The sequence below is a fragment of the Thiomonas bhubaneswarensis genome, assembly GCF_001418255.1.
GTDB lineage: Bacteria > Pseudomonadota > Gammaproteobacteria > Burkholderiales > Burkholderiaceae_C > Thiomonas > Thiomonas bhubaneswarensis.
Window position 1 is genome coordinate 210,774 of the sequence record NZ_LIPV01000003.1, and the last position, 20,165, is coordinate 230,938.

Annotated in this window: 19 protein-coding genes, 1 tRNA gene and 1 other RNA gene; 15 read left to right on the forward strand and 6 right to left on the reverse strand. The window is 64.3% G+C overall.

Features of this window, described 5'->3' with window-relative positions; all coding sequences use genetic code 11:
* Window positions 1-12: 12 nt before the first annotated feature.
* The 4 genes from ASC45_RS05455 to mutM form a co-directional block, all read right to left on the reverse strand.
* The gene (locus ASC45_RS05455) at window positions 13-888 is read right to left on the reverse strand and encodes a DUF429 domain-containing protein (RefSeq protein WP_055450017.1); all 876 of its coding nucleotides are present in this window, start codon (window positions 886-888) and stop codon (window positions 13-15) included.
* Window positions 885-2,015, reverse strand: coding sequence for an A/G-specific adenine glycosylase (gene mutY / locus ASC45_RS05460; RefSeq protein ID WP_055450018.1), 1,131 nt, complete (start codon window positions 2,013-2,015; stop codon window positions 885-887). The genes ASC45_RS05455 and mutY overlap by 4 nt, the downstream gene beginning before the upstream one ends.
* A 44-nt stretch (window positions 2,016-2,059) precedes the next feature.
* Window positions 2,060-3,985 carry a dynamin family protein gene (locus tag ASC45_RS05465; RefSeq protein ID WP_055450019.1) on the reverse strand — a complete coding sequence of 642 codons (1,926 nt, stop codon included), beginning with the start codon at window positions 3,983-3,985 and terminating at the stop codon, window positions 2,060-2,062.
* A 61-nt stretch (window positions 3,986-4,046) separates the two neighbouring features.
* Window positions 4,047-4,937, reverse strand: a complete 891-nt coding sequence (gene mutM / locus ASC45_RS05470) for a bifunctional DNA-formamidopyrimidine glycosylase/DNA-(apurinic or apyrimidinic site) lyase (RefSeq protein ID WP_055450020.1) — start codon at window positions 4,935-4,937, stop codon at window positions 4,047-4,049.
* Between the two features lie 113 nt (window positions 4,938-5,050).
* Here mutM and ASC45_RS05475 point away from each other — a divergent pair, with 113 nt between their 5' ends.
* The 6 genes from ASC45_RS05475 to ASC45_RS05500 all read left to right on the forward strand — a co-directional run bounded on the left by ASC45_RS05475 (window position 5,051) and on the right by ASC45_RS05500 (window position 10,343).
* Window positions 5,051-6,757 carry a tetratricopeptide repeat protein gene (locus tag ASC45_RS05475; RefSeq protein ID WP_055450021.1) on the forward strand — a complete coding sequence of 569 codons (1,707 nt, stop codon included), beginning with the start codon at window positions 5,051-5,053 and terminating at the stop codon, window positions 6,755-6,757.
* Window positions 6,757-7,344, forward strand: a complete 588-nt coding sequence (locus tag ASC45_RS05480) for a lipoprotein insertase outer membrane protein LolB (protein ID WP_055450022.1) — start codon at window positions 6,757-6,759, stop codon at window positions 7,342-7,344. The genes ASC45_RS05475 and ASC45_RS05480 overlap by 1 nt, the downstream gene beginning before the upstream one ends.
* Before the next feature lie 22 nt (window positions 7,345-7,366).
* Window positions 7,367-8,392 (forward strand): 4-(cytidine 5'-diphospho)-2-C-methyl-D-erythritol kinase, encoded by a 1,026-nt coding sequence (gene ispE / locus ASC45_RS05485; RefSeq protein WP_055450023.1) that lies wholly within the window; start codon window positions 7,367-7,369, stop codon window positions 8,390-8,392.
* Between the two features lie 85 nt (window positions 8,393-8,477).
* Window positions 8,478-8,554: transfer RNA gene (locus ASC45_RS05490), tRNA-Gln, on the forward strand.
* 118 nt (window positions 8,555-8,672) lie between these two features.
* Window positions 8,673-9,644, forward strand: a complete 972-nt coding sequence (locus ASC45_RS05495) for a ribose-phosphate pyrophosphokinase (protein WP_055450152.1) — start codon at window positions 8,673-8,675, stop codon at window positions 9,642-9,644.
* Between the two features lie 90 nt (window positions 9,645-9,734).
* Complete coding sequence (locus ASC45_RS05500) at window positions 9,735-10,343, forward strand: 50S ribosomal protein L25/general stress protein Ctc (RefSeq protein WP_055450024.1); 609 nt, start codon at window positions 9,735-9,737, stop codon at window positions 10,341-10,343.
* 73 nt (window positions 10,344-10,416) lie between these two features.
* On the opposite strand, the gene ASC45_RS05505 is transcribed toward ASC45_RS05500, so the two are convergent.
* The gene (locus tag ASC45_RS05505) at window positions 10,417-10,809 is read right to left on the reverse strand and encodes an acyl-CoA thioesterase (RefSeq protein ID WP_055450153.1); all 393 of its coding nucleotides are present in this window, start codon (window positions 10,807-10,809) and stop codon (window positions 10,417-10,419) included.
* 127 nt (window positions 10,810-10,936) lie between these two features.
* Between ASC45_RS05505 and ASC45_RS05510 the strand changes: the two genes are divergently transcribed.
* The 6 genes from ASC45_RS05510 to pyrC all read left to right on the forward strand — a co-directional run bounded on the left by ASC45_RS05510 (window position 10,937) and on the right by pyrC (window position 17,147).
* Window positions 10,937-12,766 (forward strand): ABCB family ABC transporter ATP-binding protein/permease, encoded by a 1,830-nt coding sequence (locus ASC45_RS05510; RefSeq protein ID WP_055450025.1) that lies wholly within the window; start codon window positions 10,937-10,939, stop codon window positions 12,764-12,766.
* An 89-nt stretch (window positions 12,767-12,855) separates the two neighbouring features.
* Window positions 12,856-13,749: a transporter substrate-binding domain-containing protein gene (locus tag ASC45_RS05515; protein ID WP_055450026.1), complete on the forward strand. Its 894-nt coding sequence runs from the start codon at window positions 12,856-12,858 to the stop codon at window positions 13,747-13,749.
* An 84-nt stretch (window positions 13,750-13,833) separates the two neighbouring features.
* Window positions 13,834-14,562: an amino acid ABC transporter permease gene (locus ASC45_RS05520; protein WP_055450027.1), complete on the forward strand. Its 729-nt coding sequence runs from the start codon at window positions 13,834-13,836 to the stop codon at window positions 14,560-14,562.
* Window positions 14,562-15,248, forward strand: coding sequence for an amino acid ABC transporter permease (locus ASC45_RS05525; RefSeq protein WP_055450028.1), 687 nt, complete (start codon window positions 14,562-14,564; stop codon window positions 15,246-15,248). The genes ASC45_RS05520 and ASC45_RS05525 overlap by 1 nt, the downstream gene beginning before the upstream one ends.
* Before the next feature lie 52 nt (window positions 15,249-15,300).
* Window positions 15,301-16,035, forward strand: a complete 735-nt coding sequence (locus ASC45_RS05530) for an amino acid ABC transporter ATP-binding protein (RefSeq protein WP_055450154.1) — start codon at window positions 15,301-15,303, stop codon at window positions 16,033-16,035.
* A 41-nt stretch (window positions 16,036-16,076) separates the two neighbouring features.
* Window positions 16,077-17,147, forward strand: a complete 1,071-nt coding sequence (pyrC, locus tag ASC45_RS05535) for a dihydroorotase (protein ID WP_055450029.1) — start codon at window positions 16,077-16,079, stop codon at window positions 17,145-17,147.
* A gap of 5 nt (window positions 17,148-17,152) precedes the next feature.
* Here the strand turns inward: pyrC and ASC45_RS05540 are convergent, their stop codons facing one another.
* On the reverse strand, window positions 17,153-17,944 hold the full coding sequence (locus ASC45_RS05540) for an oxygen-binding di-iron domain-containing protein (protein ID WP_055450030.1): 792 nt from the start codon (window positions 17,942-17,944) through the stop codon (window positions 17,153-17,155).
* 169 nt (window positions 17,945-18,113) lie between these two features.
* On the opposite strand from ASC45_RS05540, the gene rnpB reads away from it, so the two are divergent.
* The 3 genes from rnpB to rsmH all read left to right on the forward strand — a co-directional run bounded on the left by rnpB (window position 18,114) and on the right by rsmH (window position 20,165).
* Window positions 18,114-18,457, forward strand: an RNA gene (rnpB, locus tag ASC45_RS06110) — RNase P RNA component class A.
* 319 nt (window positions 18,458-18,776) lie between these two features.
* Window positions 18,777-19,205, forward strand: a complete 429-nt coding sequence (gene mraZ / locus ASC45_RS05545) for a division/cell wall cluster transcriptional repressor MraZ (protein ID WP_055450155.1) — start codon at window positions 18,777-18,779, stop codon at window positions 19,203-19,205.
* A gap of 6 nt (window positions 19,206-19,211) precedes the next feature.
* Window positions 19,212-20,165 (forward strand): 16S rRNA (cytosine(1402)-N(4))-methyltransferase RsmH, encoded by a 954-nt coding sequence (gene rsmH, locus ASC45_RS05550; RefSeq protein ID WP_055450031.1) that lies wholly within the window; start codon window positions 19,212-19,214, stop codon window positions 20,163-20,165.

Consider the following 20,165-nt stretch of genomic DNA (forward strand, 5'->3'; position numbering starts at 1 on the left):
AGTATCTGTCGGTCAACGCTGCGGCAGCACGCTGACGATCCATCCTTCGACGGGGTCGATGGTCTCGGGCAGTCCATAACCCGCGCTCTGTCTGCTGCAGGCCCAGGCGGCCTGCAGCAGACAGAGCGCGGCGTCGAGTGCATCGCCTCGGGGGTCGAGCCGCATCTGTTCCCGCTGTTCGTTGGTGCATTGCAGGCGCACGCCCAGCGGGTGGCGGCCTAATTCCAGTGCGGTCAGCAGCAAACCGCGCGTGCTCTCGCGCTCGTCGGTCTGCCTGGCCCGGTCATCGCTCTTGTAGCTGCGCCGGCCGAGCACGGCCCGGGCGGCATGACCCGGATAGGCCTCGAGCGCCACGCGGTCAGGGTCGCCTGCGCGCAGACCGGGCAGGGTCACGTCGGCATCGAGCAGCAGAGGGGCGCCCGCGTGCAGCATCCAGGCCACCGGGGGGTTTACCCACTTCATCGATGGCGAAGATCCGGCAGGCCGATCGCAGGCGCGGCGGGCGAACTTCGCGCCGACGGGGCGGGCGGCGCAAAAGTCGCGAAAGATCGCGCGCAGTTGCTCCCGGCTCTGATGGCGCACATGCAAGATCAGACGTTCCCAGGGCAGCGGGGCGTGGTCACCTCGATGGCCGGGCCAGCGCAGGGCATCGACCAGTTCACGCGGCAGTCCGAAGGGCAGATCGAAGGCGCCGATCCACGGGCCGGGGATGTTCAGCCACTGCCTGAAAGACGCCAGCGTTTCGAGCCGGGTGAAGCCCTCCAGGTTGACGACATCAGGCTGCAGCGCGGCGATTCGGCCATGCGCGATCACGATAGGCTTGCGGCGGCTGGGCGCGCTGCTGAAATCGACGCCGTGAAGCACGATGTCGTGGTGCGCTCGTTTCATCCCTGCAGCAAAGACGGTAGCGGAGCCGTAGCGATCGGTTGCATCAGCAAGCTGCGCACCGGCGCGGGCAGGCCCAGCCGCGTGGCTTCGTCGAGATCAAGCCACTGCCCCTGCGGCTCCGCCGCGCCGGGCCGCGCCTGGAGTTCGACCCGCAAGGGCAGAATGGTCAGCTCGAAATGGGTGAACGCATGGCGAACCGTCGCCAGTTCCTGGTGGCCGATGACCTGCCCGAGCCGCGCGGCGAATTGCAGTGCCTGCTGGGCGGTATCGAACTGCGGCAGACTCCACAGCCCGGGCCAGATGCCCTGCGGCGGCCGCCTCTCCAGCCAATTGAGCCCGGTCGAAGGCTGGCGCAGCCAGAGCATCACCGTGTGCCGCATGGGGCGGCTCTTGCGGGTCGGGCGGCGCAGGGGCAGCCGCTGCGGGTCGCCCGAGAGGCGGGCGCGGCAGTCGCCTGCGAAGGGGCAGGCGCCGCAGGAGGGCTGGCGCGGCTTGCACACGGTGGCGCCCAGATCCATCAGACCCTGGGTGTAGGCGGCGATGTCGGGCGCTTGCGGCAACAGACTGCGGGCGAGCGACCACAGCTTGCGCGTGGTGGCGGTGGAGGGCACGGGGTCGGCCACGCCGTGACTGCGGCAGAGCACCCGCTGCACGTTGCCGTCGAGGATGGCGGCGCGCTCGTCGAAGCAGAAGGCAGCGATTGCCGCCGCCGTGGAGGGGCCGATGCCCGGCAGCGTCGCCAGGCTTTCGGCGGTTTGCGGAAAGACGCCGCCATGCGTTTCGACGACGATCAGCGCGCAGCGATGCAGATGCCGCGCGCGCCGGTAATAGCCCAGCCCGCTCCAGGCGGCGAGCACCTCGTCCTCGGGCGCCGCCGCCAGAGCCTGCACCGTGGGAAAGCGCGCGGTGAAGCGCTCGAAGTAATCGAGCACCGTGGCCACCTGCGTCTGCTGCAGCATGATTTCGGACAGCCACACGCGGTAGGGGTCGCGCACCTGCCAGGGCAGATCGTGGCGGCCACTGTGGCGCTGCCAGCGCACCAGTCTGGTGGCAAAGTCCGGCAGGGGCGTGACGCTATCGGAGGGAAGGGTGGCGTGGTCGGTGTCGGACACGGTGCTGGCGTGCATCGAAGCGCAGGCGCCGCATTGTGCCAGCGCGGCCCGCGGCGCGCTTACCCGAGCCGCACGCGCTGGAGCTGATCGTTCAGGCCGCGCTGCAGGGTGCCGATGTGCTCGACTTGCGCCCGCAGTTCGTTGATGCGGTCGTGAAGGCTGTCCTTGGTGTCCTCGATGCGTTGCAGGGTGGCCAGGCGCCGGTTGAGCTGCTTCTTGCGCTCGCGCACCTGGCTGTCGAGCTGGGCGATGGCCGAACGATCCCAGTTTTCGATGTCGCGCAGGGCGCGTTCGAACAGGTCGCGAACCCGCGAGGAAAGCCCGCGCAGGGTGCGCAAGGTGTAGGCATTGTTCTGCAGCTTCAGCCAGTTCACCCCGGACAGATGCTCGGTGTAGGCATGCATCGCACGGTCGAACTCCTGCATCAGGCCGTTGAGCCGCAGCACGCGCGGCGCCGACACGGTGAAGCCAAACTCGCTGTTGGCCCGGGTGAAGGCAGCGGCCAGCATCTGGCGGATTTCCTCGATCTGCGTCTCGGCTTCGACCAGCCGGTTGCGAAGTTCGGCACCGATGCGGGTCAGCTCGCCCTTCACGCCCAGCTTCAGCACGGCAGCGCCCATGCGTGATTCGAGCTGCTCCAGTTCCTGGAGCACCGATTTGGAGGCGAAGCGCTCGCGCAGCTTTTCGAGCATGCGGTTGTTGACGGCGCGCAGGGCGAGGACCTGCGCCATGCCGGCATCGAATTCGCTGCGCTCGGCGGACAGTCGTTGCAGCATGAGCACCACCATGTTGGCGTTCTTGCCACGCAGCCCCAGCAGCTCGTCGAGCTGGCCCTGGGTGTCGTGCAGTTGTTGACGCAACTGCTGGTCGAGTGCGGTCTGCACCTGCTCGACGGCTTCGCGCAGTGCGCCGTCGAGCATGCCGCGGCGGTCGATGTTGGCCGCGCGGTTGAGGGCGTTTTCCAGCGCGCCCAATCCCGAGCGCGCCAGCAGCGGGCCATCGCCCTGGATGCGGGCCAGCAGGGCCTTGTGCGCCGAGACTGGAAACACGCGATCGACGGGCAGCCGCAGCGTCGCCGCGGTAGTCTGCACCTGATGATCGATGCTGGCCGAGATCTGCGGCGCGGTGAGCAATGGGTCCCAGAGCGAATCGACCTTGTTGAGCGCCACCAGGGTCTGCGCGCCGCTGGCCGGGGCGATGTGGCGGTTCCAGATGTCCAGGTCGCTGCGGGTCACGCCGGTGTCGGCGCCGAGGACGAAGACCACGGCATTGGCCGAGGGAATGAGCGACAGCGTCAGCTCCGGTTCGGCGCCCACGGCATTGAGCCCTGGCGTGTCGAGAATGCTTAGCCCCTGGTCGAGCAGGGGGTGGGCGAAGTTCACCAGGGCGTGGCGCCACAGCGGGATTTCGACTTCGCCGTCGGCGTCGGTCGTGAGCTGCGCCAGTTCCTCAGCGTCGTGGAAAAAGCCCAGCTCCTGGGCGCGTTCCAGCGGTACGCGCTGGGTGTCGGACAGATGGGTGAGTGCCTGGGCCAGGCCCTGAGCATCCTGCGACGGCAGTTCGAAATAGGTCCAGACCTGGGGGCTCGATTTCCATTGCGCCAGCGTCTGCGACTGCAGGCGGGTGTCGATGGGTAGCAGCCGCAGGCCGCGCGGCTGCGACGGGTCGGAAAACAGCTCCATCGGGCACATGGTGGTGCGCCCGGCTCCGGCGGGCAGGATGCGCTGGCCGTGACCGCTGAAGAAGATGGCGTTGATCAGCTCGGATTTGCCGCGCGAGAACTCGGCGACGAAGGCCAGGGTCATGCGGTCGTGATCGAGGCGTGTGATCTGCCGCTGCAGCACGGGCCTGGCCAGTTCGAGATCGAGCCCGGTTTCCTCAAGCCAGACCAGAAGCGATTTGACGCGCTGCAGGCGCTCGGCGCGCCACTCGGCGTAGTCGAACAGACCGGCGGTGAGGATGGGGGTTTCGACGTGCGGATTCATGGCGGCAACGCATCGGATTCAGATTGGGCGAAAGTAAACCACGGCGCTGGCCTGATTTCGATCAGCGTATCCCCGCCTTGGGCTTCGATTTGAGAATTTTTTGGCACTTGGGACAGAAATAGGTGCTGCGCTGCCCCTGCACGATCTGTCGGATGGGCGTGGCGCATTGGCGACAGGGCAGGCCCGCGCGGCCATAAACCCAGGCCTGCATCTGAAAGTAGCCCAATTCGCCGTCGCTGTGGGCGAAGTCGCGCAGGCTGCTGCCGCCCAGCGCCACCGCTTCGAGCAATATGTCGCGCACGGCCGTCGCCAGACGCTCGCAGTCTGCGGGCCGCAAGTGCGATGCAGGCGTGCGGGGGTCGATGCCCGCGTGGAACAAGGCTTCGCAGGCGTAGATGTTGCCCACGCCCGCGACGATCTGCTGCGACAGCAACAGCGGTTTGATCGCCGCATGCCGGCCGCGCAGGGCGCGATGCAGCGCTGCGCCATCGAAATCGGCGCTCAGCGGCTCTGGCCCGAGGCTGCGCAGCAGGGCGTGCTGATGCACCGTGTCGCCCGCATGCCAGAGCACGGCGCCGAAACGTCGCGGGTCGCGCAGGCGCAGCACGCCCCGGTCGGTCTGCCACTCCACATGATCGTGAGGCGACCGCGGGTCGGGCGTCTGCGTGGCCGGAATCCAGCGCAACGAGCCCGACATGCCCAGATGCACGATGAGCACACCGGCAATGTCCGGTTCCAACTCTTGCGCAACCGGCGTGGCCGCTGCCATGCGCAGTAACAGATATTTGCCGCGACGCTGCAGCGCCACGATGCGCAGGCCGCCAAGCGCTGCCGGATCGATATTCAGCGGCCAGCGCAGCGGCTTGCCCAGGCGCAGCGTCTCCAGCCGGGCACCGGTCAACGCCGGTTCAAGGCCGAGGCGGGTGACTTCGACTTCGGGGAGTTCAGGCATGGCCGCATTGTGCCGCAGGGGGAAATGGCAGACTTCTACAATCGGCCATCGAATCGGCGCGGGCCCGCCCGCGCGCGGTCTTCGCCCTCTCACCGTCGACTTTCAGGATTCCCATGCGTGCTGCCGTTCTTGTGTCGGCCTTGTTGTTTCCGGCGTTCGTCTCCCTGCCCGTGACCGCGTTCGCGCAGCAGGCGTCTGATCGGGTCAGTGCGGAGGAAACGGCGCGGCAGGTGTTTGCGGTGCTTGCGGGCGAAATCGCCGCCAATACCGGGCATCCGGGCGTCGCCTACACCGAGTTGCTCAAGGCCGCGAAGGAACTGGACGCCGAATCGCTGTACCGCCGCGCTGCGGAAATCGCCCTGCGCGCCGGTGCTCCCGACAAGGCGCTGGCTGCAGCCCAGGCCTGGCGCAAGGCCATGCCCACTTCGCGCGAGGCGGGGGCCTGGGTCGTGCAGTTGCAGATGTTGATGGGCAAGATGGCCGAGGCCGGGGCCACGATCGCGCAGGATCTGGCGCAAACGCCCGAACCGCAGCGCGGACAGGCCATTGCCGATCTGCTGCCCCTGGCGGCGCAGTCGAACGACCCCGCCGCCACGCTGGCCATGATGCGCACCGCGCTGGCAGGGCAGAAGCAATTTGCCCAAACCGACGTGGTGCTCGGCCTGTTGCGGTCACGCACGGGCGATCGCACCGGCGGCTTTGCCGATGCGCTGCATGCCTTGAACCTCAGCCCCGGTCTTGCGCCGGCGGCAGCCCTGCTGCTGCAGCTCTATACCGTCAATCCTCAGGCGGCCGATGCGGCCATGCAAAAGTTTGCCGGGGCCCAACCCAAGGACAGCGGGCTGCGTCTGGCATGGGCGCAGGCGGCGCTCGGGCAGCAGCGCGATGGTGTTGCGCTTGCGGCGCTCGAAAAACTGGTGGTGGATGCGCCCGATCTGGCGCCCGCTTGGCTGATCCTCGGCAGCCTGCAAACCGAATTCGGCCAACCCGCGCAGGCGGTGGTGTCGTTGCAGACCTATCTGCGGCTGGCGCGTGCCCAGCCCGAGCCGCCGGTGCTCACCCCGGCCTATCTCGCGCTGTCGGAGGCCTCGCGCAAGCTCGGCGATCTGGATCAGGCCACTCGCTGGCTCGACCAGACTCAGCCCGACGCCAATAACCGCCTCGCCGTCGTCAGCGGTCGCGCGGCGATTCTGGTGCAGCAGGGCAAGATGGACGAAGCGCTCCAACTGGCCGATGCCCTGCCTCAGGGCAATGCGGCGCAGCGCAAGGATCGTTGGCTGGCCCGCGCGCAGATCTTGCGCGAGGCCGGGCATTTCGAGGCATCGTTCAGAGTGCTGCAGAGCGCGCTCAAGCAGATGCCAGACGATGTCGATCTGCTCTACGAAGCCTCGATGATGGCCGACAAGAGTGGCCACATCAAGGAGATGATGGCGATGCTGCGCAAGGCGATCGCGCTCGATCCGGATTCGCAGCCGGCCTACAACGCGCTGGGCTACACCCTGGCCGATCGCGGCGAACAACTGCCCGAAGCGCGCAAGCTGGTAAGCCGCGCGCTGGCGCTGTCCCCGGGCAACCCCTTTGTCCTCGACAGCCTGGGCTGGGTCGAGTTCAAGATGGGGCGGCTGGCCCAGGCCCTCGACCTCTTGCAGCAGGCCTATGACGCGCGGCCCGACCCTGAAATCGGCGCCCATCTGGGCGAGGTGCTGTGGCAGCTTGGCCAGCGCGACCGCGCCCGCGCCATCTGGCGCCAGGCCATCGACCGCGCCCCGCACGACGCCATGGTGCAAGCCGTATTGCGCAAGTACGGCGTCACTTTCTGATGCGGCGTCGCGTTTTCGGCTCCATCCTTCTTTGCGCCGCGGCGCTGATGGCGGGCGGTTGCGCCGTGCCCCAGGCCTCCCAGGCGCCCGAACCCTCGGACACCCTCGTCATGGCGGGGCGTCTTTCCCTCGTCAGCGGCCAGCCCGATGCGCAGAAGGCGCTGTACGGCGGGTTCCGTCTGGCGCTGAAAGGAACGGCCTCGGGCGAGTTCGAGGTGTTCTCACCCCTGGGTCAGATGATGGCCAGGGCCGCGTGGAGCCCGGGCCAGGCCAGTCTGGACGATGGTCGGCAGACGCAGCGCTACGCCTCTTTCGACGACATGACCCGCGCCGCCCTCGGTGTGGCGCTGCCGCAAGCCGCGCTGCAAGACTGGGTGCGCGGCCGACCTGCTGCTGGTCTGCCCTCCAAGGCGCTGGAAGACGGTGGCTTCGAGCAACTGGGCTGGCGGGTGCAGCCGACCTGGCGCGACGGTGTGCTGGCGCTGATCAAGGCGCAGCGCCAGACCGGAGAACCTGCCGAGCTTCGCATGGTGATCGAGTCCTCCACGGCGTCCCCGGTGCCCGCGGCATCGCAGGCAACCGGTTGACCCGCGGCATTCCCCCAGATTCATGCAAGCTCTGTTCAACCTGCCGGCTCCGGCCAAGATCAACTGGTTTCTGCACGTCACCGGCAGGCGGCCCGACGGCTATCACACCCTGCAGACGGTGTTTCAGTTCATCGACTGGAACGACTCGCTCGACCTGATTCGCCGCGACGACGGTGTCATTCGCCGCATCGGGGCCGACGATCTGCCTGCTGACGATCTTTGCGTGCGCACGGCGCGGCTGCTGCAGGAAGACACTGGCTGCACCAGCGGAGTCGACATCCACCTGCGCAAGAGCATTCCGCAGCAGGCCGGTCTCGGTGGCGGCAGCTCCGATGCGGCCACGGTGCTGATTGGGCTCAACCGTCTGTGGCGTCTGGGTCTTACCCGTGACCACCTCATGAGGCTTGCGCTGAAGCTCGGCGCCGACGTTCCCATCTTCATCTACGGCCGCAACGCCTGGGCGGAAGGGGTGGGCGAAAAGCTCCAGGCCATCGACCTGCCCACGCCGTGGTTCCTTGTGGTGCATCCGGGACGCGGCTTGTCCACATCCGCCGTGTTTTCCACCCTTGACTTGACAACACCAAGACCCGAAGCAAAAATAATGGGCTTTGCTGAATGGCTTTTCGAATCTCGCAGGTTTTTCAGGTCGTGTGGTCTGAATGAGCATGAAGGCATGAATGCCGGTAAAGCGTCAGCCGAAGAAGGGCCTGGATCATTTGCCGAGACAATTCCTTCCAAGGCGGTCTGCGCTTTGTGGGGCCGAAACGATTTGCAGCCGGGCGCCATTGCGCTTGAGCCTGAAGTGGCTCGTGCGATGGAGCTTGTCCGCACTCAGTTTGGCCGCAGGCAGCTTGCCTTGCCGTTCGATGTGCGGATGACGGGCTCGGGCAGTGCGGTTTTTGCCCTGGTCGATGTTGCGGACATGAGCGAGGGGCAAAGCGAGCGCGGTTTGACGCCGGGTGTCATGGCTTCATGGCCTTCGGGTTGGGCAGGCAGGTTGTGCCAGGGGTTGCGCGAGCATCCCCTGCGTCACTGGATTCAAGCATAATGTCGGCCTTGTCTTGCGAACGCGTGGGGCAGATCGGCAAACGAAGGGCAAACGGTTTTTGTCATTCGCATGGCGCGGATGATGTTGGGGAGTCGCCAAGTTGGTTAAGGCACCGGATTTTGATTCCGGCATGCGAGGGTTCGAGTCCTTCCTCCCCAGCCACGATTTTTGAAAGCCGAGTTTTGAAAGCGTTTTGCCTGCGGCGCTGCAGACCGCGGGCTTTGCCGGAGCGGTCAGACGCCCGGGCATTTCAGGCGCAGCGATCGCGCAACACTCCACCATGACACCGAATCCGGCGGACTTTATTCTGTTCACCGGCAATGCCAATCCGGCGCTTGCCCAGGAAGTTGCGGAACAACTCGGTATCGGCCTCGGTCAGGCTTACATCGGCAGGTTCTCCGACGGCGAGGTGACCGTCGAGATTCAGCAGAACGTCCGTGCGCGCGAGGTGTTCATCGTTCAGTCCACCTGTGCGCCGACCAATGACAACCTGATGGAACTGCTCATCATGGTCGACGCGCTCAAGCGCGCTTCGGCCGAGCGCATCACGGCCGTCATCCCGTATTTCGGTTACGCGCGCCAGGATCGGCGCCCTCGCTCGGCCCGCGTGCCGATCACAGCGAAAGTCGTGGCCAACGTGTTGCAGGCCGCAGGTGTGGCGCGGGTGGTCACCATGGATCTGCATGCCGATCAGGTGCAGGGCTTCTTCGACATTCCGGTCGACAATATCTATGCCTCGCCCATCCTGCTGACCGATCTGCGCGAGAAGAATTACAGCGACCTCATCGTGGTCTCGCCCGACATCGGCGGCGTGGTGCGGGCCCGTGCACTGGCCAAACTGATGGACTGCGATCTGGCCATCATCGACAAGCGCCGCCCCAAGCCCAACGTGTCGGAGGTGATGAACGTCATCGGCGAGATCGACGGGCGCAACTGCATCATCATGGACGACATGGTCGACACCGCCGGTACGCTGACCAAGGCCGCCGAAGTGCTCAAGACCCGCGGTGCCAAGCGCGTCATGGCGTATTGCACGCACCCGGTGCTGTCCGGCCCGGCCATTCAGAGGTTGCAGAACAGCGCCATCGACGAACTGGTCGTCACCAACACCATTCCGCTGCGCCAGGAAGCGCGCGAATGCAGCAAGATTCGCCAGCTCTCCGCCGCATCGCTGATCGCGCAGACCATTCAGCGCATTGCCTACGGCGGCTCGGTGCTGCAACTCTTCAATGAGCAGGAAACCCTGTTCTGATTCTTTTGTCCGCCGATTCCGGCGGGTTCTCACGGCGCTGGTCGCAGGCGCCGTTCACCACGGGGCATGGCCCCATTTTCAGGAGTCGACATGAAAGTCGTCGCATTCGAACGTAGTTTGCAGGGCACTGGTGCGAGCCGCCGCCTGCGTCGCGCCGGGAAGACCCCCGGCATCATTTATGGTGGCGAACAAGCGCCCCAGATGATCGAGCTCGATCACAACGCGCTGTTCCATGCGCTGAAAAAAGAGCAGTTCCATTCCTCCGTGCTGGAGATGGAAGTGGCCGGCAAGACCAGCCAGGTGCTGCTGCGCGATTATCAGATGCACCCCTACAAGCAACTGGTGCTGCACATCGACTTCCAGCGCGTCGACGCCGGGCACAAGATTTCGATGAAGGTGCCGCTGCACTTCGTTGGCGCGGAAAATTCGCCTGCGGTCAAGCTCAGCCACGGCCTGGTCAACCATGTGATGAACGAAGTAGAAGTGTCCTGCCTGCCGGCTGACCTGCCCGAGTTCATCGAGGTCGATCTCAGCGGTCTGACGCTGCATCAGAGCGTGCACGTCAACGACCTCAAGCTGCCCAAGGGCGTGTCAGTGCTCACGCACGGAGTCGACAATCCCGCCGTGGTCACGGTCAGCCCGCCGCCGGGTGGCGTGGGCGAGGAAGGTGCCGCTGCCGCCGAGGGCGAAAGCAAGTAACCAGCCTCCCGCAGAAAGACAAGGCCGCCCCAGGATCTCCTTTGGGCGGCCTTATCGTTTTTGGCTTACAGGGTCAGGGCTGATCCACCGGCCTCGGCCTGCGATCATCGCCAACGGCGACATAGGTTAGCAGGGCCTCGGTGACCTTGATAACCTCGACGTTGGACGGCGTGCGCTGCGCGTAGACCTCCACCCGCACGGTGATCGAAGTGTGGCCGATATGGTCGATTTCGGTGAAGAACGACAGCACATCGCCCACCAACACCGGCTGCTTGAACAGAAACTCCTTCACCGCCACGGTGGCGACACGACCCTTGGCGCGCCAGGCCGCGGTGATGCCGCCGGCGATATCGACCTGCGCCATGATCCAGCCGCCGAAGATGTCGCCATGCATATTGACGTCGGCAGGACGAGCCTGAATGCGCAGCGTAGGCACGCGGTCGGGGAGTTGGGGAACAGAGGTCATGAAAGGCTCCGAGCAGAGCGCCGTGACGGCGCAGATAATCATTGAGATTCATAGTTTAAAAAGCTCGTTCAGCCAACGCTGAACTCTGCTCCAGGCGGAAAACGCCGCCACTCATCTTTCGTCCCCCATGCATGCAAGAAGCTCCTCCGCGGCGCCGGAGCCGTCCTCCGCCGCCAGCCCCACGCGTTCGCGCTGGGCGGTGATCGCTGCGCTCTGGCCTTACCTCTGGGAGTACCGCGTCCGCGTGGTCCTGGCGCTGGTGATGATGATCGCTGCCAAGCTGTCCAACGTGGGTGTGCCCATCGTGCTCAAGGACATCGTCAACGCGCTCGACCTCAAGCCGGGCGACCCACGCGCCGTGCTCGTCGTGCCGGTGGCGCTGCTGGTCGCCTACGGTCTGCTGCGTCTGAGCGTGTCGCTTTTCACCGAGCTGCGCGAAGTGGTGTTTTCGCGGGTGACGCAAGGGGCGGTGCGCAAGGTGGCACTGCAGGTCTTCGACCATCTGTTCAGCCTGAGCATGCGCTATCACCTGGAACGCCAGACCGGCGGCATGTCGCGCGACATGGAGCGTGGCACTCGCGCCATTTCCAGTCTGGTGTCGTTCACGCTCTACAGCATTCTGCCCACGCTGGTGGAGATGGCGCTGGTCATCGGCATTCTGCTGGTGAAGTATGACATCTGGTTCGCAGGCATCGCGCTGCTCGCCCTGGTGATGTATGTGGGTTTCACCATCACCGTGACCGAGTGGCGCACCCAGTTGCGCCGCGACATGAACACCCAGGATTCGCGCGCCAATCAGCGTGCCATCGACGCCCTGCTCAACTACGAGACGGTCAAGATGTTTGGCAACGAGGCGCTGGAGTCGGCACGATACGACGACAACCTCAGGAGCTGGATGCGCGCGGCGATCAAGTCGCAAAACTCGCTGTCGCTGCTCAACCTCGGGCAGAGTCTGATCATCGCCACGGCGGTGACGCTGCTGGTCTGGCGCGCCACGGTTGGCGTGGTGAACGGCAGCATGAATCTGGGCGATCTGGTGCTGGTCAACGCCTTCATGCTGCAGCTCTATGTGCCGCTGAATTTCCTCGGCGTGATCTACCGCGAGATCCGGCAGTCCACCACCGATCTGGAGCGCATGTTCACCATTCTGGAAGAGCATCAGGACATCAGCGACGCGCCGCAGGCGCCAGCGTTGCAGGTCGGGCGGGGCGAAGTTCGCTTCGAAAACGTGCGTTTCGGCTATCAGCCCGATCGCCTCATCCTCGACGGTCTGGATTTTGTCGTTCCTGCGGGCAAGACCGTGGCCATCGTCGGGCCTTCCGGTGCGGGCAAGTCCACGCTGGCGCGGCTGCTGTTTCGCTTTTACGCGCCGCAGTCTGGGCGCATCCTGATCGATGGGCAGGACATTGCACAGGTGACGCAAGCCAGCGTGCGCCGCGCCATCGGCATCGTGCCGCAAGACACGGTGCTGTTCAACGACACCATCGGCTACAACATCGCCTACGGCAAGCCGGGCGCCAGCGCCGCCGAGGTGGAAGCGGTGGCGCGTGCTGCGCACATCCACGACTTCATCGCCAGCACGCCCCAGGGCTACGACACCCAGGTTGGCGAGCGTGGGCTGAAGCTGTCGGGCGGCGAGAAGCAGCGGGTTGCGATCGCCCGTGCGCTGCTGAAGAACCCGCCCATCCTGATCTTCGACGAAGCCACCTCGCAGCTCGACTCGCACAACGAAAAGGCGATTCAGGCCGAGATACGCGCCGCCTCGCGCGACCGCACCGCGCTGGTCATCGCGCATCGCCTGTCCACGGTTGTGGACGCACACCAGATTCTGGTCATCGACCATGGCCGCGTGGTCGAGCGCGGCACCCATGCCGAACTGCTGCGGGCGGCAGGCCCTTACGCGCGCATGTGGGCGCTGCAGCAACAAACGGCAGAGCGTGCAAGCGAGGCGGCCTGAACACAGGGTGGCTTGTTATTGCGGATTTGTGACCAGCAGTTACACTTGCCGGATTCGTTCACACAATGGTCGTTCCCACGGAGATTCCCATGATCAAGAAACTGTTTGCTTTGACCGTTCTGGCCGCAGCGGCGTTGTCCAGCGTGCAGGCGGCCGAGCTCACCGGCACACTGAAAAAAGTCAAGGACACCGGCAGCATCACCGTCGGCTACCGCGAGTCGTCGATTCCCTTCTCCTATCTCGACAACAACGGCAAGCCCATCGGCTACGCCATGGAGCTTTGCGGCAAGGTGGTCGATGCCGTCAAGGCCGATCTGAAAATGCCCGATCTGAAGGTCAACTACGCCCCAGTGACCTCCAGTAACCGCATTCCCCTGCTGGAAAACGGCACCATCGATCTGGAGTGCGGCTCCACCACCAATTCGGTGGCACGCCAGAAGCAAGTGTCCTTCGGGCCGACCTACTTCGTCATCAACGTGACCGCCGCGGTGAAGAAGGATTCGGGCATCAACGACTTCGCCCAACTCAACGGCAAGACCATCGTCACCACCTCCGGCACCACGGCGGTGCCGCTGTTGAAGAAGTACGAAAAGACCAAGGACATGGAGTTCAAGGAAATCTACGGCAAGGATCACGCCGAGAGCTTCTTGCTGATGGCTGATGGCCGCGCAGCCGCCTTCGTGATGGACGACATCCTGCTGGCGGGCCAGATCGCCAACTCCAAGGATCCGGCGGCTTACAAGATCCTGCCCGGCTCGCTGCGCCAGGAGCCCTACAGCATGATGCTGCGCAAGGACGATCCGCAGTTCAAGGCGCTGGTCGACAAGACCATCGACGGCGTGATGAAGTCGGGCGAGATCAACAAGATCTACGCCAAGTGGTTCACCAGCCCGATTCCGCCCAAGGGCATCAACCTGAACTTCCCGGAAACCCCGGCGATCAAGGAAGCCTTCGCCCATCCGAACGACAAGGGCGTGGAATAAGCTGCATCTTGCGCACACGAAGCCAAGCCGGCAGTCCTGCCGGCTTTTTTTCACGTGCGCCAAGAATTCCGTCGTGAGGATGACATGCTGGGCTTAGGCATATTTCTTGAAGACACGCCCGATGGCGACACGACCTGGGGCATGTCCTTGCTCTCGGGGCTTGAGTACACCCTGATCCTCGTGGTGTGCGCCTGGGTCATCGCCATGGCGCTGGGGTCGGTGCTGGGTGTGGTGCGAACGACCAAGAGCCGCTTCTGGGTCACACTGGGCAATGCCTATGTCGAGCTGTTCCGCAATATTCCCTTGCTGGTGCAGTTCTTCATTTGGTATTTCGTGCTGCCCAGCGTGATTCCGCCGCTCAAGCGCTTTGCCAATGCGGTTGATCCGGGTACGTTTCAGATCCTGACCGCTGTCGTCTGCCTCGGGCTGTTCACCGCGGCGCGTATCGCCGAACAGGTGAAGTCGGGCATTCTGTCGCTGCCGCGAGGGCAGACCTTTGCCGGTCTGGCGCTCGGCCTGACGCCGGTGCAGACCTACCGTTACGTCCTGCTGCCCATGGCGTACCGCATCATCATTCCGCCGCTCACCTCCGAGTCGATGAACCTGGTGAAGAATTCGGCGGTTGCCTACTCCATCGGCCTGACCGAGCTGTTCTTCCGCACCCGCGAAATGGGCGAGATGACCTTCCGTTACTTCGCGGCCTTCGGCGCTGCGACGGTGCTGTATGTTGCCGTGGCGTTTTCCATCAACCGCATCATGGCCTGGGTGGAGCGCGCCACGGCCGTGCCCGGCTATATGGGCGGGAGCAAGTGATGGGCGGATTCGACTTTTCCTCCATCGTCTCGGTACTGCCCTTTCTGCTCAAGGGGCTGGCCTATACCGTGCAGCTCACCGTGGTGGCGGCCATCGGTGGCACGCTGCTGGGCATCCTGCTGGCGCTGGCGCGGCTGTCGCATCTGAAGTGGCTGTCGATGCTGGCTGCGGGCTACATCAATCTGATGCGCTCGATTCCGCTGCTGCTGGTGATCTTCTGGTTCTACTTCCTCGTGCCGGTCATGCTGCAGTCGCTCACCGGGGCAGACTATCCGCCGAAGATCGGTGCCGAGCGCTCGGCCTATGTCACCTTCATTCTGTTCGAGGCGGCCTATTTCGCCGAGATCGTGCGCGCCGGCATTCAGAGCATTCCCAAGGGTCAGTTGGGTGCCGCGTACGCACTGGGCCTGACCTATGCGCAATCGATGCGCCTCATCATCCTGCCGCAGGCTCTGCGCAATATGCTGCCGGTGCTGCTCACCCAGACCATCGTGTTGTTTCAGGACGTGTCGCTGGTGGCGCTGCTCAACGTCACCGACTTCGTCGGCGCGGCGATGAAAATCGCGCAGCGAGACAGCCGCGTGGTGGAGATGTACACCCTGGTCGCGGTGGTGTACTTCGTGCTCAGTTTCCTGCTGTCGCAGGGCGTCAAGCGCCTGCATCGGCGCATCGCCATCGTGCGCTAACTCCATGAATCCATCCATGAATCAGACCCCAGTTCAGAGCGCGGCAGCGCCCATGATCGACATTCGCCAGATCAGCAAGTGGTATGGCGACTTTCAGGTGCTCACCGATTGCTCCACGCAGATCGCGCGCGGCGAGGTCGTGGTGGTGTGCGGGCCGTCGGGTTCGGGCAAGTCCACGCTGATCAAGTGCGTCAACGCACTGGAGCCGTTCCAGAAGGGCGATGTGGTGGTCGATGGCACGTCGATTGCCGACCCAAAGACCGATCTGCCCAAGCTGCGCGCGCGCGTGGGCATGGTGTTTCAGCACTTCGAGCTGTTCCCGCACCTGACCGTGACCGACAACCTCACGCTGGCGCAGATCAAGGTGCTCGGCCGCAGCAAGGCCGAGGCGCGGGAGAAGGGCCTGTTCTATCTCGACCGGGTCGGCCTGTCGATGCACAAGGACAAATTTCCTGGGCAACTCTCCGGCGGTCAGCAGCAACGCGTGGCCATCGCCCGTGCGCTGTCGATGGACCCGATCGCCATGCTGTTCGACGAACCCACGTCGGCGCTCGACCCCGAGATGGTGGGCGAAGTGCTCGACGTCATGGTCAAGCTGGCCGAGGAGGGCATGACCATGATGGTGGTCACGCACGAGATGGGATTCGCCCGCAAGGTGTCGCACCGCGTGGTGTTCATGGATGCCGGGCGCATCGTCGAGGACTGTCCCACGTCGCAGTTTTTCTCACCCTCCGAGCAGCGCAGCGAGCGCGCCGCGCATTTCCTCGCCAAGATCCTGCAGCACTGAAGCCGACGTAGCATGTCGTCGTTGCCGTTCTTGCTGCCGACATGACCTCGACTCAGATCCTCACCCTCACCCGTCCCGACGATTTTCATCTGCATCTGCGCGACGGCGCCGCGATGCGCGACGCCTTGCCCTGGACGGCGCGGCAGTTCGCGCGGGCCATCGTCATGCCCAATCTCAAGCCGCCGGTGGTGCGGCTGCAGCAGGCGCTGGAGTATCGGGAGCGTATCCTTTCCGCCTTGCCCGAAGGCAGCGATTTCACGCCTTTGATGACGCTCTACCTCACCGACGACACCACACCGGCGATGGTGGAAGAGGCCAAGGGCAGCGGGGTGGTGCATGCGTTCAAGCTGTATCCCGCCGGGGCGACGACCAATTCCGACAGCGGTGTGACCGAGCTCAGGCGCGTCTATCCCGCGCTTGAAGCGATGCAGAGCCTGGGCATGCCGCTGCTCATCCATGGCGAGGTCACCGATCCCGAAGTGGACGTGTTCGACCGCGAGGCCGTGTTCATCGAACGGCACCTCATCGCTCTGCGCCGGGCCTTCCCGGAACTGCGCATCGTGCTTGAGCACATCACCACAGCGCAGGCGGCGCAGTTCGTGAGCGAGTCGCACGAACGCGACAGCCGCGGCGTGCCGCTGCAGGCGGCGACGCTCACTGCGCACCATCTGCTGCACAACCGCAACGCCATGTTCAAGGGCGGCATGCGGCCTCACTATTACTGCCTGCCCGTGCTAAAGCGCGAGACCCACCGCCAGGCGCTTCTCGACGTGGCCACGAGCGGCGACGATCGTTTCTTTCTCGGCACCGATTCAGCGCCGCATGCGCGCCACACCAAGGAGGCGGCTTGCGGCTGCGCCGGTTGCTTCACCGCCGCGAATGCACTGGAGCTGTATTGCGCCGCGTTCGAGCAGCGCTACGCGCTGCACCGACTCGACGATTTCGCCAGCCGATTCGGCGCGGCGTTCTACGGCTTGCCCCGCAACAGCGGCACCATCACCCTCCACCGCACCCGGTGGAACATGCCCGAACACCTGCCCTACGCCGACACCGACATCGTGCCGCTGCATGCGGGCGAAGTCATGGAGTGGCAGGTGCAGACGGCTCCTTGAGTCGTCTAAACAGCCAGGGCAATGGGCTGATCGGGCACGCGGTAAGCGTTCTGCGTCATCAGGTCGATGCCGCAACTCAGGCTTTCGGCCCAGTCGATGAACTGGGCCACGGCGGCCTTGCCGCGAATGGGTGCGCCGTGCTGCGGCACGATCATCTCGATGTCCAGGGTGCGCACCATGCTGGCCCAATAGCGCAGGATTTTGTTGGACACCATGTAGCGGCGATGAAAAGCCTCCATATGGGGCAGGGCGTCGTTTAAATGCGTGTAGGGATGGCGTGCCTGCTCGCCGCTGACCAGCGACACCCCGAGGTCGCCAGAAAACAGAATCTTGCTGATCGGGTCGTAGAACTGAAAATTGCCCTCGGCGTGCAGGAAATGCGCGGGCAGGAGCACCAGATCGCTTTGGCCCAGGCGCAGCGTGCCTCCGGCATCGGGCACGCCGATGATGCGTTTGTCGGTCTTGCCCAGCTTGCAGAAATGGGGGGCAAAACGAGCCCACAGACGGGAAATGACCAGCACGGCCTTGGAGGCCGTCATCCAGCGGTCGAGCGAGGCGATGATGTCCGGGTCGGCGTGCGAGGCCAGCAGGTAGTGCAGATCCTGCGGCGCCATGTATTTGCGCATCGTGAGCGTCAGCTCGTTGAAGGTCATATTGCCACCCGGATCGATGAGCGCGCCGTGACCATGATCGATGATGAGAAACTGGTTGGCCTGAACCGCGTCGGCGTCCTCCTCGACCAGATCGCTGAACATGAGGCAGAGGTGCTTGCCATTGTTGAATAGTTCTGTCGCCACGGGCTGGGCCTTTCATCGAAATGCAAAAACTGTAAGGCGAAAGAATCTAGTCTTTTGAATGCGTTGTGCAATTGCTCTGGGTCAAGGCGCAACGCCTTTGCGGGCCGATGCCGAGGCCATCGGGCGTCAAAAGTCGGGTGGCACCCGAATCCACGATAATCCACATTGCGAAGTGGAGTGGGCAGTCGCGGTGCGCTTGCCGCATCGAGGAAGGTCCGGACTCCATAGGGCGGGATGACGGCTAACGGCCGTGCACGGTGACGTGACGAACAGGGCCACAGAGACGAGTAAGCACCGGGCGACCGGTGTGGACGTGAAACGCGGCAACCTCCATCTGGAGCAACACCAAATAGGCAGACGCGCCAGCGGCAACGCTGGCACAGCGCGGCCCGCGCGAGTCTGCGGGTAGGTGGCTTGAGCCCCGCAGCAATGCTGGGCCTAGAGGAATGGCTGCCACGGCGTCGGCGATAAGCCTGCGCTGCACAGAATCCGGCTTATAGCTCCGCTTCGCACTTTCCCTTCTTCTCCCTCTCCCCCGGACGGTTCGTCACGTATTGCGTGGCATTCCCGCATGGTCGCGATGTCGCCACTTTTCTAGAAAAGACTTTCACGAAACTCTCTAAACCATTATTTTTTAATGGAAACGAGCTTATTTACTGGTTTCATAAACAGTATGTAAGTCCTTGTTTTGTAAAAGAATTTTCAGGGTTTCCGGCTTGACCGCGGCCATCGCCATCACCTAAAGTGGCGAATAGTGCAAAAAAGTGGGGAATTGTGCAGGGCTCTGCGCATTCAAGGCTCCCACCTGGGCACGGCAACCGCGGGCGAATTCATGTTCATTGGCATTTCGGCACTCAATCTGGACGGCAAGGGTCGTATGACCGTGCCTGCCCGGCATCGAGACATGCTGATGGCGCGTGCCCAAGGCAGGCTGACCCTGACGAAAAGCCCGGACGGTTGTCTGCTGATGTTCTCCGATGACGAGTGGGCGACTTTTCGCGACAAGGTGCTGCAGTTGCCCATGTCGGCGCAGGGCTGGAAGCGCATCTATCTCGGCCACGCCACCGAAACCGAAATGGACGCCACGGGGCGGGTGCTGATCTCGCCCGAACTGCGTCAGGCCGCAGGTCTGGAGCGCGAGGTCGATCTGATCGGCATGGGCAGGCATTTCGAAATCTGGGATCGCGCCAAACATCAGGCGCAAGAGGCTGCGGTGATCGAGCAAGGCATGCCCGATGCCGTGCGCGACATCGTGCTGTGATCGTGTATGCGCGAACAAGCTCCCAAGACCAGCGCCGAAACGGCGCACCGCACCGTGCTGCTGCACGAAGCGGTCGACCAGCTGATCACCGACCCCGAGGGGATCTATCTCGACGCGACCTTCGGGCGTGGCGGGCACAGCCGGGAAATCCTGCGTCGCCTGTCGCCTGCCGGACGGCTGATTGCGATCGACCGCGATCCTCAGGCCATCGAAGCGGCGGGCGAGATCCGCGATCCGCGCTTTGTCATCGTGCACGCGCCGTTTGCCGAGTTTGGGCGGGTGTTGCGCGAGCAGGGCGTGTCGAAGGCCGATGGGCTGCTGTTCGATCTGGGGGTGTCGTCGCCGCAGCTCGATCAACCCGAGCGCGGATTCAGTTTTCGCGCTGACGGGCCCCTGGACATGCGCATGGACACCAGCAGCGGGCCCACCGTCGCTGAGTATCTGGCATCGGCAAGTCAGGATGAGATTGCAACCGTGCTGAGGGATTATGGAAACGAACGGGCGGCTGTCCAGATTGCAAAGAAGATTGTGGCTCGCCGCGATGCCGGAGCGCCCGTTGCGCGCAGCGGCGAACTCGCCGCGCTCGTTGCCTCCGCAGTCAAGAGCCGTGAGCCGGGCCAGGATCCGGCCACCCGCACGTTTCAAGCTCTTCGGATTCACGTCAATGCCGAGCTTGCGCAGATCGAAGCGGCGTTGAGCCAGGTGCTCGACTGCCTGAAGCCGGGCGGGCGGCTGGCTGTGATCAGCTTTCATTCGCTCGAAGATGCGCTGATCAAGCGCTTCATCCAGAGTCACTCGCGCGCGCCTGCCGTCGATCGGCGCCAGCCCTTCGTGCCCGGCGTGTCCGCGGAGTTCAGGCCCGACCTGACCGAGGTCGCACGGCTGCGACCCTCGGCGGCCGAAGTCGCCGCCAACGCGCGATCGCGCTCGGCCATTCTGCGCGTGGCGCAACGGGCCTGA

Coding starts and splice junctions, on each gene's coding strand:
- ASC45_RS05515 (WP_055450026.1), top strand. CDS start 12,856: ATGATCAAGAAACTGTTTGCTTTGACCGTTCTGGCCGCAGCGGCGTTG.
- ASC45_RS05480 (WP_055450022.1), top strand. CDS start 6,757: ATGCGGCGTCGCGTTTTCGGCTCCATCCTTCTTTGCGCCGCGGCGCTG.
- ASC45_RS05475 (WP_055450021.1), top strand. CDS start 5,051: ATGCGTGCTGCCGTTCTTGTGTCGGCCTTGTTGTTTCCGGCGTTCGTC.
- pyrC (WP_055450029.1), top strand. CDS start 16,077: ATGACCTCGACTCAGATCCTCACCCTCACCCGTCCCGACGATTTTCAT.
- ASC45_RS05505 (WP_055450153.1), bottom strand. CDS start 10,809: ATGACCTCTGTTCCCCAACTCCCCGACCGCGTGCCTACGCTGCGCATT.
- ASC45_RS05510 (WP_055450025.1), top strand. CDS start 10,937: ATGCATGCAAGAAGCTCCTCCGCGGCGCCGGAGCCGTCCTCCGCCGCC.
- ASC45_RS05520 (WP_055450027.1), top strand. CDS start 13,834: ATGCTGGGCTTAGGCATATTTCTTGAAGACACGCCCGATGGCGACACG.
- mraZ (WP_055450155.1), top strand. CDS start 18,777: ATGTTCATTGGCATTTCGGCACTCAATCTGGACGGCAAGGGTCGTATG.
- mutM (WP_055450020.1), bottom strand. CDS start 4,937: ATGCCTGAACTCCCCGAAGTCGAAGTCACCCGCCTCGGCCTTGAACCG.
- ASC45_RS05455 (WP_055450017.1), bottom strand. CDS start 888: ATGAAACGAGCGCACCACGACATCGTGCTTCACGGCGTCGATTTCAGC.
- ASC45_RS05500 (WP_055450024.1), top strand. CDS start 9,735: ATGAAAGTCGTCGCATTCGAACGTAGTTTGCAGGGCACTGGTGCGAGC.
- ispE (WP_055450023.1), top strand. CDS start 7,367: ATGCAAGCTCTGTTCAACCTGCCGGCTCCGGCCAAGATCAACTGGTTT.
- ASC45_RS05525 (WP_055450028.1), top strand. CDS start 14,562: ATGGGCGGATTCGACTTTTCCTCCATCGTCTCGGTACTGCCCTTTCTG.
- ASC45_RS05465 (WP_055450019.1), bottom strand. CDS start 3,985: ATGAATCCGCACGTCGAAACCCCCATCCTCACCGCCGGTCTGTTCGAC.
- rsmH (WP_055450031.1), top strand. CDS start 19,212: ATGCGCGAACAAGCTCCCAAGACCAGCGCCGAAACGGCGCACCGCACC.
- mutY (WP_055450018.1), bottom strand. CDS start 2,015: ATGCACGCCAGCACCGTGTCCGACACCGACCACGCCACCCTTCCCTCC.
- ASC45_RS05495 (WP_055450152.1), top strand. CDS start 8,673: ATGACACCGAATCCGGCGGACTTTATTCTGTTCACCGGCAATGCCAAT.
- ASC45_RS05530 (WP_055450154.1), top strand. CDS start 15,301: ATGATCGACATTCGCCAGATCAGCAAGTGGTATGGCGACTTTCAGGTG.